The following is a 13,053-nucleotide window of genomic DNA, read 5'->3' as shown; positions in this document are numbered from 1 at the left end:
AGGCTTGTCGGGTGACGATCCGGCTCTACGACACCCAGGCGCAGTCGCTCCGCGACTTCGTGCCCGGCGACCCCGCGAACGTCACCGTCTACGTCTGCGGGCCGACCGTGCAGTCCGGCCCCCACATCGGCCACGTCCGGGCCGCTCTCGGGTTCGACCTGCTGCGCCGCTGGCTGCAGTATCGCTTCGGCCGCGTCACGTTCGTGCGCAACGTCACCGACATCGACGACAAGGTGCTCGCGAACGCGTCCGAAGACGAGCCGTGGTGGGCCCTCGCCTATCGCATGGAGCAGGAGTTCTCCGCGGCGTATGCCGCCGTCGGCATCCTGCCGCCGACGTACGAGCCGCGCGCGACGGCGTCGATCCCGCAGATGCAGGAGCTCATCGCCCGGCTCATCGACGCCGGCCACGCCTACGCGGCCGCCGGCGACGTGTACTTCGACGTGCGCTCGTGGCCCGGCTACGGCTCCCTCACGCACCAGTCGCTCGACGCCATGGAGCCCGCAGCCGACGCCGACCCGCGCGGCAAGAACGACCCCCGCGACTTCGCGCTGTGGAAGGGTGCCAAGGAGGGCGAGCCGGCGGATGCCGTCTGGGAGTCGCCGTGGGGGCGTGGGCGCCCCGGCTGGCACATCGAGTGCTCCGCGATGAGCCGCCGCTACCTGGGCCCCGAGTTCGACATCCACGGCGGCGGTCTCGACCTGCGCTTCCCGCACCACGAGAACGAGCTCGCGCAGTCGACGGCGGCCGGCGACGCCTTCGCGCGCTACTGGGTGCACAACGGCCTCGTCACGGTCGGCGACCAGAAGATGTCGAAGTCGCTCGGCAACTTCCTCCTCGCCGCCGACGTGCTCGCGCAGCATCCGGCGCTCGTCGTGCGCTACGCCCTCGGCGCGGCGCACTACCGTTCGAGCCTGGACATCACCGCGTCCTCCTTCGACGAGGCGGCGGCGGCGCTCGAGCGCATCCGCACCTTCCTGGAGCGCGCCGTCCGCGCGCTCGGCGGGGGAGGCGGCGAGGTCACGTGGGTCGCCTACGGCGTGCCCGACGCGTTCGCCGCGGCCATGGACGACGACCTCGGCGTCCCGCAGGCCCTCGCCGTGCTGCACGAGACGGTGCGCGCCGGCAACGCGGCGCTCGACGCCGGAGACCTCGACGCCGTGCGGGCGCGACTGGGCGACGTCTCGGTCATGACCTCGGTGCTCGGCATCAACCCCCTCGACGCACGCTGGGCGACGGGAGGCGGCGCCGAGGCCGTCGCTCTCGACGCCCTCGTGCGCACCATGATCACCCAGCGCGCCGACGCGCGCGCACAGAAGGACTGGGCGGCGGCCGACCGCATCCGCGACGCGATCGCGGCGGCCGGCATCGCCCTCGAAGACGGTCCCGACGGGACCCATTGGAGTGTGAACCGTGGCTAAGCCAGGAAACCCGTCCGCCGGACGCGGCAAGAAGAAGGGCCCCACGAAGGGCTCCGGCGGCAAGAACAGGCGTTCGCTGGAGGGTCGTGGACCGACCCCCAAGGCGGAGGATCGTGCCTGGCACCCGGCGGGCAAGCGCAAGGCCGCCCAGGAGCGGTTCATCGCCGCCGGCGGCAAGCCGCGTTCCTCGTCGGGCGGCGGCAACCGTGCGCCGAAGGCGAAGGCGGGCGACGACACCGAGACGGTGACCGGCCGCAACTCGGTGCTCGAGGCGCTGCGCGCGAAGATCCCGGCGACGGCGTTCTACATCGCCCAGCGCGTGGAGATGGACGACCGCGTCAAGGAGATGCTGTCCATCGCAACGCACCGCGGCATCCCCGTGCTCGAGGTGACGCGGCAGGAACTCGACCGCATGGCCGGGTTCGACGGCGTGCACCAGGGCGTCGCCCTCAAGGTGCCGCCGTACGAGTACGGGCACCCGCAGGACCTGCTCGAGCAGATCATCGAGCGCGGCCAGGCGCCGCTGCTGGTCGCCCTCGACGGCGTCACCGATCCGCGCAACCTCGGTGCCATCATCCGCTCCACGGCTGCCTTCGGCGGACAGGGCATCATCATCCCGCAGCGCCGGTCGGCGGGGGTCAACTCCGCCGCCTGGAAGACGAGCGCGGGCGCCGCGGCGCGCCTGCCCGTCGTCATCGCACCGAACCTGACGACCACGCTCAAGGAGTTCAAGAAGCAGGGCGTCTTCGTGCTCGGTCTCGACGGCGGCGGCGACATCTCGCTGCCCGCGCTCGACCTCGCCGACCGCCCGATCGTGGTCGTCGTGGGTTCGGAGGGCAAAGGCCTGTCGCGCCTCGTGACCGAGACCTGCGACCAGATCGTCTCGATCCCCATCTCCGCGGCCACCGAGTCGCTCAACGCCGGCATCGCGGCATCGGTCGCGCTGTACCAGGTCGCCACGCTGCGCGCGCAGCGCTGAGGCCGCCGAACCGAGAGGACACCATGGCCCGCATCGCCGTCATCGGAGGATCCGGCTACGCCGGACGCCACATCGTCGCCGAGGCCGTCTCGCGCGGTCACACCGTGCTGTCGGTCGCGCGGCGCATCCCGTCCGAGCGCCAGCAGGGCGCCCTGTACATCGAGGGGTCGCTGGCCGACGTGCCGTCGCTGCTGGCGGAGCTCGTCGGGGTGGATGTCGTCGTCTCGGCCGTCGCCCCGCGCGGCGACATGGAAGGCCTCGTGCGTCCGAACCTCGCGGCGCTCGCGGCGACCCTGCCCGAAGACGTGCGGCTCGGGGTCATCGGCGGCGCCGGCGGCAGCCTCGTCGCCCCGGGCGGCCCGCGGCTGGTCGATTCCGGCTTCCCCGATGAGTTCAAGACCGAGGCGCTCGAGATGATCGGCGTGCTCGAGGACCTGCAGGCCGAGGTGTCGGACCGCGACTGGTTCTTCATCCACCCGGCCGGCGGATTCGGCGCCTACAACCCGGGCGAGCGCACCGGCGCGTACCGCGACGGCGGCGACGTGCTCGTGACGGATGCCGCGGGCGAGTCGTTCATCTCGGGCGAGGACTTCGCGATCGCCGTGGTCGACGAGATCGAGCAGCCCCGGCACGTGCGCGGGCGCTTCACCGTCGGCTACTGACCCGGGCGAGGCCCTGAGCCCACACGCCGCCGCTCAGACGAGGTCGCGCCAGTTCAGCGCCGCCGTCCGCGCCGACGGCTCCGGCAGGTCGTCCTCGTCGATGTCGCCGACGACGTCGATCGCGGTGGTGTCGGTGGGCGGTCCCATGACCGTCGCCTCGTCCCGGCGGTGGCGCAGGACGTCGTCGACATAGCTCGACAGCGCCTCCGCGATCGGCACCGAGCGGCCGCGTGCCTGCGAGGCGTACCAGCGGTGCTCGAGGAGCTGGTGGAACACCTCGGCGGGCTCGAGCTTGGCGCGCAGATCGAACGGGATCGCCTTCACGACCGGCTCGAACACGCGGGTCAGCCACTCGTGGGCGACCATCTCCTCGTCCGAGCCCAGGCGTGAGACGCGCGCGCTGAACTGGTCCATGTCGTTGAGCAGACGGCGTGCCTGGTTCTCCTCGACGTCGAGTCCGGTCAGGCGCAGCAGGCGACGCTGGTGGTGCCCGGCATCCACGACCTTCGGCTGGATCGACACGCGCGCGCCGTCGGGGGTCGCGTTGATCGACATCTCGCCGATGTCGAAGCCGAGGTCGTTGAGGCGTCGCACGCGTTCGGTGATGTGCCAGGCCTCGTCGGCGGCGAAGGATTCCTCGTCCTTCAGCGCGCCCCACAGCGAGTGGTAGGACTCGACGATGCCGTCGGCGATGGCGACGGCATCCATGGAGTCCTCGAGCCGGCCGCCCGCCTCCAGATCCATGATCTCGCCGGCGATGTTGACGCGGGCGATGTCGAGGTCGTGCGCGCGCTGCCCGGGGGTGAGGCCGCCGTCGTGCAGTTCGCCGGTCTCGGCGTCCACGAGGTAGGCCGCGAACGCGCCGGCGTCGCGGCGGAACAGCGTGTTCGACAGCGACACGTCGCCCCAGAAGAAGCCGATGTTGTGCAGTCGCACGAGCAGCACGGCGAGGGCGTCGACCAGGCGCGTCGCGGTGTGGGGCTTGAGCTTCTGGGTGAACAGGGCGCGGTACGGCAGCGAGAAGCGCAGGTGCGCCGTGACGAGGGCGGCGGGGAGTTCCTCGCCCTTCGCGGTGCGGCGGCCCTCGATGACGGCGACGCGCTCGACGCACGGCACGTCGAGCCGGGCGAGCTGGCCCAGCATCTCGTACTCGCGGCGGGCCATCGTCGAGGTCGTCTCCTTGACGGCGATCGTCTTGCCGGAGAGGTTCGCGAAGCGCACGAGGTGGCGGGAGATGCCCTTCGGGAGCGACACGATCGCCTCGTTCGGCCACTCCGCCAGCGGCGTCGACCAGGGCAAGGAGAGCAGCCCGGCGTCGATGCTGGAAGCGGTGATGGTCAGCGACGAGGGCATGTCGCTCCTCTCGTTCGAATGACGGATGCCGGAATGCGCCGCGGCGCGGGACGTCGATGACATCCCGCGCCGCGCCGGTGGAGTTTCTCGATCAGGCCGAGGCGATGGCCTTGTCGGTGAGGCGCTCGCCCGACTCGATGTCGAAGACGTGCACGTGACCGGGGACAGGGGCCAGCACGACCTTGTCGCCCGCGTTGGGGTGACGGCGGCCGTCGACGCGCGCCACCACGTCGGTGCGCTTCCCGTTGATCTCGGTGTGACCGTAGAGGTAGCCATCCGCGCCGAGCTCCTCAACGAGGTCGACGTCGACCGAGAGGCCCTGGCCGTCCTCGGGGTTGACCACGATGTCCTCGGGGCGCACGCCCACGGTGACCTCGGAGCCGTGCGCCTTGCCGAGCACGTCGGCCTCGACACCCACGATCTTCGTCCCGAACTGCACGCCGCCTTCGGCGAGGTGCACCGGGAACAGGTTCATGGCCGGCGAGCCGATGAAGCCGGCGACGAACACGTTGCTGGGCTTCTCGTACAGGTCGCGCGGGGTGCCGACCTGCTGGAGCAGGCCGTCCTTGAGCACGGCGATCCGGTCGCCCATCGTGAGCGCCTCGGTCTGGTCGTGCGTGACGTAGACCGTGGTGACGCCCAGGCGACGCTGCAGCGACGCGATCTGGGTGCGCGTCTGGACGCGGAGCTTGGCGTCGAGGTTCGACAGCGGCTCGTCCATGAGGAACACCTGCGGCTGACGCACGATCGCGCGACCCATGGCGACACGCTGACGCTGACCGCCGGAGAGGGCCTTGGGCTTGCGGGTGAGGTACTGCTCGAGGTCGAGGAGCTTGGCCGCCTCTTCGACGCGCTTGGCGCGCTCCTCCTTGCCGACGCCGGCGATCTTGAGGGCGAAGCCCATGTTCTCGGCGACGGTCATGTGCGGGTAGAGCGCGTAGTTCTGGAACACCATCGCGATGTCGCGGTCCTTCGGCGGGATGTCGGTGACATCGCGGTCGCCGATGAGGATGCGGCCGGAGTTGACCTCTTCGAGGCCGGCGAGCATGCGCAGCGAGGTGGACTTACCGCAACCGGACGGACCGACCAGAACGAGGAACTCGCCGTCGGCGATCTCCAGGTTCAGCTTGTCGACCGCGGGGCGGGTTCCGCCGGGGTACAGGCGGGTGGCGTTGTCGAACGTGACAGATGCCATGTTTTCTTCTCCTTCACCGGCAGGTACGTGCCGGACGATCCGTAGTGATGGAATGAGCGGGGGCTTGTCCCGCACGTCCGTCGTTGGACGCATCGTCATTATCGCACGGCCCGCGGCTCACACGTCCCACCCCGCCGGCTCCCACGCCGCGCGGGGGCGCTGTCTGGGCATTTCCCAGCCTGCGTGATTAGCATCGTCCTCGGCGTGATACCCGCGCGCCCTGGCCGATTTCCCGGCCGTTGTCTGTGTCGAGAGGTCCCATGTCTGACGACGACTCCACGAACGAGCCGGAGCGCGACCGCCGCGAGGTGCTGCGCGAGAAGGCGCAGCTCGTGCACGTGAAGCAGTCGCGCGCGCGCCTGGCGCGCCGCTCCGCCCTCGTGCTGGCCGCCGTCGCCGCGGTCGCGGTCGTCGCCGTCGTCGTCACCTGGGTCGTCGGATCCGCGGCTTCGCGCCCGCAGCTCTCGCCCGAGAACACGAGCGAGGACGGGTTCGCGGTCTCGTCGATCAGCGGCGCCGTGCAGGGGATGAGCGCGCCCGACCCGGATGCCGCGGAGCCCGCGCCGACCGACGAGGCGCCGGCCGCGGAGGCCACCCCGACCGCCACCGCGACCGCGAAACCGCCCGTGGAGATCCGGGTCTACGTCGACTACCTCTCGCCGGCCGCACGCGAGTGGCAGATCGCCAACGTGCAGCAGCTCTCGTCGTGGGTCGGCCAGGGCGCCGTCACCCTCACGTACCACCCGGTCTCGATGCTGACGGCCAAGTCGAACGGCACGAAGTACTCGCTGCGCGCCGCCGGCGCGGCCGCGTGCGTCGCGACCTACTCGCCCGACACGTTCTTCGCCTACAACAACGAGCTGCTCTCCAAGCAACCGGCCGTCGACTCCGACGGGTTCACCGACAAGGAGCTCGCGAGCCTCGCGATCGCCTCGGGCGTCGAAGACCCCAAGAAGGTGCGCGCCTGCATCGAGGAGGAGTCGTTCTCCACCTGGGTGAAGTCGGCGACCGAGCGTGCGATCTCCGGCATCCCCGACACCGACGACATCGCCCTGACCGGTACTCCGACGGTGCTCGTCAACGGGCAGCAGTACGTAGGATCGCTGAGCGATCCGGCGGAGTTCTCGCAGTTCGTGCTCACCAGCGCCAGCGACGCGTTCTACAAGACGCAGACGGCCTCGCCGACGCCCACCGCGACCCCCACGCCCTGACGGCGACCCGCCGCGCAGAGCGGCGGCCGACGCCCCGGCTAGACTGGGTCGTCTGCCGGCTTGGCGCAATTGGTAGCGCACCGTACTTGTAATACGGGGGTTGCAGGTTCAAGTCCTGTAGCCGGCACGTGGTTTCCTCCGAGCCGTCCGCGCGGATGCCGGCCGGACTCGCGATCGGCGGTGCCGTGCTCGTCGGTGCCCTCACCGCCCTGCAGGCGCGCGTCAACGGCCAGCTGGGCGCGCGGCTGGACGACGGCTTCGTCGCCGCCGCCGTCTCGTTCGGTTCCGGGCTCGTGGTGCTGATCGTGCTCTCCGCCGTGCTGCCCACCGGCCGTCGCGGCTTCGCGGTTCTCGCGTCGGGTGTGCGCGGCGGGACGATCCCCTGGTGGATGCTGTGCGGCGGCGCCGCGGGCGCGCTCACCGTCGCCACCCAGGGGCTCGCGGTGGCCGTCATCGGCGTCGCGCTGTTCACGGTCGGCGTCGTCGCGGGGCAGACCCTCCACGGACTCGTGCTCGACCGCGTCGGCTACGGCCCCGCCGGGGTCGTCGCCGTCACCGTCCCGCGCGTGGTCGGGGGAGCCCTCGCACTCCTGGCGGTCGTCGTCTCGCTGCAGGGCGGCGTGCTCGAGCGCGTGTCGCTGTGGATGCTGGTGCTCCCGTTCGCGGCCGGCGCGGGCATCGCCTGGCAGCAGGCGACGAACGGTCGTCTGCGTCAGCGCGTCGGCACGCCTTTGGCGGCGACGCTCGTCAACTTCATCGGCGGCACCGCGATCCTTCTCGTCGCGGCGGCCGCGAGCGTCGCGGTGAACGGGTCGCCGTCGTCGCCGCCCGCCGAACCGTGGGTGTACACCGGCGGGGTGATCGGGGTGACGTACATCTTCCTGTCGGCCGCGCTCGTCGTGCACACCGGCGTGCTGCTCCTGGGGCTCGGGACGGTCGTCGGCCAGCTGCTGACCGCGTTCGCTCTCGACGCGCTGTGGCCCGCGCCGGCCTCGCCGGCGTGGTGGGTGCAGCTGATCACGATCGTCATCGCGCTCGGCTCGGTCGTCGTCGCGTCGGTGCCGCGCCGGCGCTGAGGCTCGGCGCGGACCGTCGCATCAGCGCAGTGGGACCGTCAGGCCTTGTGTGCGCGCGCCTTCTTCGGCTGCGGCATCCGGCTCAGATGCTTTGAGGCGTCGACGCTCTTGCGCCGGCTCGCCTTGGTGCGCACCGGCTTGCCGCCGACATAGAGCCAGCCCAGCAGCTCCTCGTCCTTCGTGAGGCCGTGCGCCTTCGCGACGGCCTTGGCGCGGGTCGCGGATCCGGTGCGCCAGAACACGCCCCAGCCGGCATCGTCCAGCAGCAGGCTGAGCATGTGGGCGACGCCGGAGGCGACGGCCTCCTGCTCCCACCGCGGCACCTTGCTCTTGCGGTAGCTGGCCACCACCGCGATCAGCAGCGGTGCGCGCAGCGGCTTGCTCGACGGCTTCTTGTCGCCCTCCGCCTTCGCGATCGCCACGGCCAGCCGCTCCCGATCGGCGCCGCGCAACTCGATGAGTCGCCACGGCCGCAGCGCCGAGTGGTCGGCCACGCGTCCCGCCGCCGACACGAACTCGGCGAGCTCGGCGTGCGTCGGGGCCTCGTCGGTCACCTTCGACCAGGAGCGGCGGGTGCGGACGGCTTCGAGGACGCCGCCCGTCACGCCTGGTCCTCGGGCGCGAACGACAGCGACAGCGAGTTCATGCAGTAGCGGTCGCCGGTCGGGGTGCCGAAGCCGTCGGGGAAGACGTGCCCCAGGTGCGAGCCGCAGTTCGCGCAGCGCACCTCGGTGCGCACCATGCCGTGGCTGCGGTCCTCGATCAGCTCCACCGCATCGGGGCGCACCGACTCGTAGAAGCTCGGCCAGCCGCAGTGCGAATCGAACTTCGTGCCCGAACGGAACAGCTCCGACCCGCAGGCCGCGCAGGTGTAGAGCCCGGCGCGGCTCTCGTCGAGCAGCTCGCCCGTCCAGGCGCGCTCGGTTCCGGCTTGGCGCAGCACCGCGTACTGCTGGGGCGACAGCTCGGCCCGCCACTGCTCGTCGGTCTTGGTTACACGGTAGGTCATGAGGACTCCTTACTCCTGCCCTATTCAACCCGAGCGAGGGCACGCGTGTTCCTGCGCATGCGCCGAGCGCCTGCGACGATGGTCGGATGGATGCCGACACCGCCGCCGTCGCCGAGCGCTACGCGCGGTTCGCCCGCGACGAGGCGCCGGGGCGCTCGGAGCTGTACGGCCGATGGGCGGCGGGGGTGGCATCCGACCCTGACGTGCAGCGCGTGCTCGCCGGGATCCCCGCGAACCGCCGGCAGCCGCCGCTCGTGTTCGCCGTCACCCGGCTGCTCGGTTCGGGGGAGCCCGACTTCCCGCGCTGGCGCGCCTGGCTGCTGGAGCACGCCGACGCGGTCGTCGCCGAAGCCTCGGCGCGATCGCTGCAGACCAACGAGCCGCAGCGCTGCGCCGCGCTCCTGCCCGCACTCAGCCGGATCGACGGGCCGATCGCGCTGCTGGAGATCGGCGCCAGCGCGGGCCTGTGCCTGTACCCCGACCGCTACTCCTATCGGTACCGCGGTGCCTCCGGCATCCTCGCGCTCGATCCCGCCGACGGGCCGTCTCCCGTCGTGCTGGAGTGCGCCGTGCGCGGCGAGCGGATGCCGACGGTGCACCTGCCGGAGATCGTCTGGCGCGCCGGCATCGACCTCACCCCGCTCGACCCCGCATCCGATCACACCGCCGCGTGGCTCACCGGCCTCGTGTGGCCGGGGGAGACCGGACGTGCGCAGCGCGTGCGTGAAGCCCTGCGGATCGCGGCGTCCGATCCGCCGACGCTCGAAGCCGGCGACGGCGAGGAGGGCCTCGCCGCTCTCGCCGCGACCGCGCCGCCCGACGCGACCCTCGTCGTGCAAACGCCGGGCGTGCTCGCGCACATCCCGTGGCCGGCGCGTCACCGCCTCATCGACGCCGCCCGGCGCGCCGGGAGGTGGGTGAGCCTGGACGCCCCGGCACTGCACGAGCGGTGGCGCGACCGGCCCGACCCCGACGCCTGGAGGGACGGCTTCGCCGTGAGCCTCGACGGCGACCTGATCGGCGCGGCCGACCCGCTCGGCGCCTGGTGGGAGTGGCGTCCCGGTGCCACGACGACCCGGGCGTAGCGTGGAGGAATGGCCCTCTCCGACCGCGACCGCGCCCTCCTCGACTTCGAGGCACGCTGGGATCGCCACGGGGCCGACAAGGAGGAGGCGGTGCGCACCGAGCTGCAGCTCGCGCCGGCGCGCTACTACCAACTGCTGACCCGGCTGCTCGACGACGCGGATGCGCTCGCCTACGACCCGATGCTCGTGCACCGGCTGCGCCGGCGGCGCGACGTGCGCCGCAGCGCCGTCGTCTCCGGCGTGGAGCGGACGCTCATCTCGGGGTACTGACACGCGGGGCCGATAGAATTCTGCGGTGCCCCCCACCGATGCTCCGACGGACCGCTTCGACGACCTGCCCGCCGGCTCCTCCCGCGTCGGGGCCCACCGTGCCGAGAACCCCCGCATGCGCGGCGGGATCGTCGTGCTGTGGTCGGTGGTCGCGATCATCGTCATCGTCGCCGTCGGCATCGTCGGGACGCTGCTGGCGACCGGCAAGATCGCCCTCTCGCCGGTCGAGACCGCCACGCCCACCCCGACCGAGTCGATCGAGCCCGTCGTCGACACGTCGTACCCGGTGCTCGTGCTGAACGCGACCGCGCAGGACGGACTCGGCGGGCAGGTGCGCGACCAGATCATCGCGGCGGGCTGGCCGGAGGAGTCGGTGAACTCCGGCGAGGCCGGCTCGCAGGACTTCCAGCACACGACCGTCTACTACGGCAACGCCGCCGACCTCCCGGCGGCGCTCGGGCTCGCGGAGAACGTGCTGGGGGGAGCGCGCACCGAGCTCAGCCAGGCCTATCAGCCCGCCGACGACCCGAACACCGCCGACGTCGACGAGAGCCAGGAGAAGCAGCTGGTCGTCGTCATCGGCGCCGACTGGGGTCCCGGAGGCGTCGCCACCCCGGCTCCCTGACCTCTCCGGAGAGGTCCGTCGAGGGCTGTCGCCGGGGCCGTGTTTCCTGCGTGTGAACACTTCGGTGCGCTCGTGTCAACACTTCCGGCATCCGCGGATCGGCCCGTGGAGCGCTGGTTAGCATTGCCACGTTCCACAGCAGCATCAGGAGATTCGCATGGCCCAGGGCACCGTCAAATGGTTCAACGCCGAGAAGGGGTACGGGTTCATCACCGTCTCCGACGGACAGGACGTCTTCGTCCACTACTCGAACATCGACATGTCGGGTTTCCGCGTGCTCGAAGAGGGTCAGAGCGTCGAGTTCACCGTCGGCACCGGGCAGAAGGGCCCGCAGGCCGAGTCGGTCCGCGTCGTCTGACGCCGTGACCCGACGGCGTCGATCACGCCGTGTGTCGTGCCCTTCCGGGCGGCTTGCACTCACCAGGGGTGAGTGCCAGAATGGCTTAGCACTCACTCTTGCTGAGTGCTAACGACCATCGCCTACGTCCGGGAGGGACGACACACACATGGCTAAGATCATCGCTTTCGACGAGGAGGCCCGTCGCGGTCTCGAGCGCGGCCTCAACATCCTGGCCGACGCCGTCAAGGTGACCCTGGGCCCCCGCGGCCGCAACGTCGTGCTCGAGAAGAAGTGGGGCGCCCCCACGATCACGAACGACGGCGTGTCGATCGCCAAGGAGATCGAGCTCGACGACCCGTACGAGAAGATCGGCGCGGAGCTCGTCAAGGAGGTCGCCAAGAAGACCGACGACGTCGCCGGTGACGGCACCACGACCGCCACGGTCCTGGCTCAGGCGCTCGTGCGCGAGGGCCTGCGCAACGTCGCGGCCGGCGCCGACCCCATCTCGCTCAAGAAGGGCATCGAGAAGGCCGTCACGGCCATCTCCGACGAGCTGCTCGCCTCCGCCAAGGAGGTCGAGACCAAGGAGGAGATCGCCGCGACCGCGTCCATCTCCGCCGCTGACGCCGAGATCGGCGCCCTCATCGCCGAGGCCATCGACAAGGTGGGCAAGGAAGGCGTCGTCACGGTCGAGGAGTCGAACACGTTCGGCACCGAGCTCGAGCTCACCGAGGGCATGCGCTTCGACAAGGGCTACCTGAACCCGTACTTCGTCACCGACCCGGAGCGCCAGGAGGCGGTCTTCGAGGACCCGTACATCCTCATCGCGAACCAGAAGATCTCCAACATCAAGGACCTTCTGCCGATCGTCGACAAGGTGATCCAGGACGGCAAGGAGCTCGTCATCATCGCCGAGGACGTCGAGGGCGAGGCTCTCGCGACGCTCGTGCTCAACAAGATCCGCGGCATCTTCAAGTCGGCCGCCGTCAAGGCCCCCGGCTTCGGCGACCGTCGCAAGGCGCAGCTGCAGGACATCGCGATCCTCACCGGCGGCCAGGTCATCACCGAGGAGGTCGGTCTCAAGCTCGAGAACGCCACCCTCGACCTGCTCGGCCGTGCGCGCAAGGTCATCATCACCAAGGACGAGACCACGATCGTCGAGGGTGCCGGCGACTCGGCGCAGATCGAGGGTCGCGTGACCCAGATCAAGCGCGAGATCGAGAACACCGACAGCGACTACGACCGCGAGAAGCTGCAGGAGCGCCTCGCCAAGCTCGCCGGCGGCGTCGCCGTCATCAAGGCGGGCGCGGCCACCGAGGTCGAGCTCAAGGAGCGCAAGCACCGCATCGAGGACGCCGTGCGCAACGCGAAGGCGGCCGTCGAGGAGGGCATCGTCGCCGGTGGTGGCGTCGCGCTCATCCAGGCCGGCAAGAAGGCCCTCGGCGGCCTCGAGCTCTCCGGTGACGAGTCGACCGGTGCGAACATCGTGCGTGTCGCGATCGAGGCGCCGCTCAAGCAGATCGCCCTCAACGCGGGTCTCGAGCCCGGTGTCGTCGCCAACAAGGTGTCGGAGCTTCCGGTCGGCCACGGCCTGAACGCCGCCACCGGCGAGTACGGCGACCTCTTCGCCCAGGGCATCATCGACCCGGCCAAGGTGACGCGCTCGGCGCTGCAGAACGCCGCGTCGATCGCCGGTCTGTTCCTCACGACCGAGGCCGTCGTCGCCGACAAGCCCGAGAAGGTCGCCGCTCCCGCCGGTGACCCCACGGGTGGCATGGACTTCTGAGTCCCGTCCACGACAGAAAGGCCCCTCCTCGGAGGGGCCTT

General features: G+C 71.0%; 14 protein-coding genes and 1 tRNA gene. 11 read left to right on the top strand and 4 right to left on the bottom strand.

What is annotated here, in order from left to right:
- The first annotated feature begins 11 nt into the window (after window positions 1-11).
- Genes cysS through C7474_RS09830 form a run of 3 tightly spaced genes read left to right on the top strand, consistent with a single transcriptional unit; the run spans window position 12 to window position 3,062 of the window.
- The gene (gene cysS / locus C7474_RS09840; RefSeq protein ID WP_121059556.1) at window positions 12-1,421 is read left to right on the top strand and encodes a cysteine--tRNA ligase; all 1,410 of its coding nucleotides are present in this window, start codon (window positions 12-14) and stop codon (window positions 1,419-1,421) included.
- A complete protein-coding gene (gene rlmB / locus C7474_RS09835) occupies window positions 1,414-2,400 on the top strand; it encodes a 23S rRNA (guanosine(2251)-2'-O)-methyltransferase RlmB (RefSeq protein WP_121059554.1) in 987 nt (328 codons plus the stop codon). Before cysS ends, rlmB begins: the two co-directional genes overlap by 8 nt.
- 23 nt (window positions 2,401-2,423) lie before the next feature.
- The gene (locus C7474_RS09830; protein ID WP_121059552.1) at window positions 2,424-3,062 is read left to right on the top strand and encodes an NAD(P)-dependent oxidoreductase; all 639 of its coding nucleotides are present in this window, start codon (window positions 2,424-2,426) and stop codon (window positions 3,060-3,062) included.
- A gap of 33 nt (window positions 3,063-3,095) precedes the next feature.
- Here the strand turns inward: C7474_RS09830 and C7474_RS09825 are convergent, their stop codons facing one another.
- Entirely contained in the window at window positions 3,096-4,415 is a 1,320-nt protein-coding gene (locus C7474_RS09825; RefSeq protein ID WP_121060670.1) for a DUF4032 domain-containing protein, read from the bottom strand.
- 91 nt (window positions 4,416-4,506) lie between these two features.
- Complete coding sequence (locus tag C7474_RS09820) at window positions 4,507-5,610, bottom strand: ABC transporter ATP-binding protein (RefSeq protein ID WP_121059550.1); 1,104 nt, start codon at window positions 5,608-5,610, stop codon at window positions 4,507-4,509.
- Window positions 5,611-5,870: 260 nt separating this feature from the next.
- Here C7474_RS09820 and C7474_RS09815 point away from each other — a divergent pair, with 260 nt between their 5' ends.
- The 3 genes from C7474_RS09815 to C7474_RS09805 all read left to right on the top strand — a co-directional run bounded on the left by C7474_RS09815 (window position 5,871) and on the right by C7474_RS09805 (window position 7,897).
- Window positions 5,871-6,821 carry a DsbA family protein gene (locus tag C7474_RS09815; protein ID WP_121059548.1) on the top strand — a complete coding sequence of 317 codons (951 nt, stop codon included), beginning with the start codon at window positions 5,871-5,873 and terminating at the stop codon, window positions 6,819-6,821.
- 54 nt (window positions 6,822-6,875) lie between these two features.
- Window positions 6,876-6,948 (top strand) — tRNA-Thr (locus tag C7474_RS09810).
- Window positions 6,949-6,976: 28 nt separating this feature from the next.
- Entirely contained in the window at window positions 6,977-7,897 is a 921-nt protein-coding gene (locus C7474_RS09805) for a DMT family transporter (protein ID WP_121059546.1), read from the top strand.
- 38 nt (window positions 7,898-7,935) lie between these two features.
- Here the strand turns inward: C7474_RS09805 and C7474_RS09800 are convergent, their stop codons facing one another.
- On the bottom strand, window positions 7,936-8,502 hold the full coding sequence (locus C7474_RS09800; protein ID WP_121059544.1) for a nitroreductase family protein: 567 nt from the start codon (window positions 8,500-8,502) through the stop codon (window positions 7,936-7,938).
- Window positions 8,499-8,906, bottom strand: coding sequence for a peptide-methionine (R)-S-oxide reductase MsrB (msrB, locus tag C7474_RS09795; RefSeq protein WP_121059542.1), 408 nt, complete (start codon window positions 8,904-8,906; stop codon window positions 8,499-8,501). Before msrB ends, C7474_RS09800 begins: the two co-directional genes overlap by 4 nt.
- An 86-nt stretch (window positions 8,907-8,992) precedes the next feature.
- Here msrB and C7474_RS09790 point away from each other — a divergent pair, with 86 nt between their 5' ends.
- The 5 genes from C7474_RS09790 to groL all read left to right on the top strand — a co-directional run bounded on the left by C7474_RS09790 (window position 8,993) and on the right by groL (window position 13,012).
- Window positions 8,993-9,991 (top strand): DUF2332 domain-containing protein, encoded by a 999-nt coding sequence (locus tag C7474_RS09790; RefSeq protein ID WP_121059540.1) that lies wholly within the window; start codon window positions 8,993-8,995, stop codon window positions 9,989-9,991.
- A 9-nt stretch (window positions 9,992-10,000) separates the two neighbouring features.
- On the top strand, window positions 10,001-10,261 hold the full coding sequence (locus C7474_RS09785; RefSeq protein ID WP_121059538.1) for a DUF3263 domain-containing protein: 261 nt from the start codon (window positions 10,001-10,003) through the stop codon (window positions 10,259-10,261).
- Between the two features lie 25 nt (window positions 10,262-10,286).
- Entirely contained in the window at window positions 10,287-10,886 is a 600-nt protein-coding gene (locus tag C7474_RS09780) for a LytR C-terminal domain-containing protein (protein ID WP_241965200.1), read from the top strand.
- A 157-nt stretch (window positions 10,887-11,043) separates the two neighbouring features.
- On the top strand, window positions 11,044-11,244 hold the full coding sequence (locus C7474_RS09775) for a cold-shock protein (protein WP_121059536.1): 201 nt from the start codon (window positions 11,044-11,046) through the stop codon (window positions 11,242-11,244).
- A gap of 148 nt (window positions 11,245-11,392) precedes the next feature.
- Entirely contained in the window at window positions 11,393-13,012 is a 1,620-nt protein-coding gene (groL, locus tag C7474_RS09770) for a chaperonin GroEL (protein ID WP_121059534.1), read from the top strand.
- Window positions 13,013-13,053: the final 41 nt, after the last annotated feature.

It is taken from the genome of Microbacterium telephonicum (assembly GCF_003651225.1).
GTDB classification, from domain to species: Bacteria; Actinomycetota; Actinomycetes; order Actinomycetales; family Microbacteriaceae; genus Microbacterium; species Microbacterium telephonicum.
This window is presented reverse-complemented; position numbering and strand designations above follow the sequence as displayed.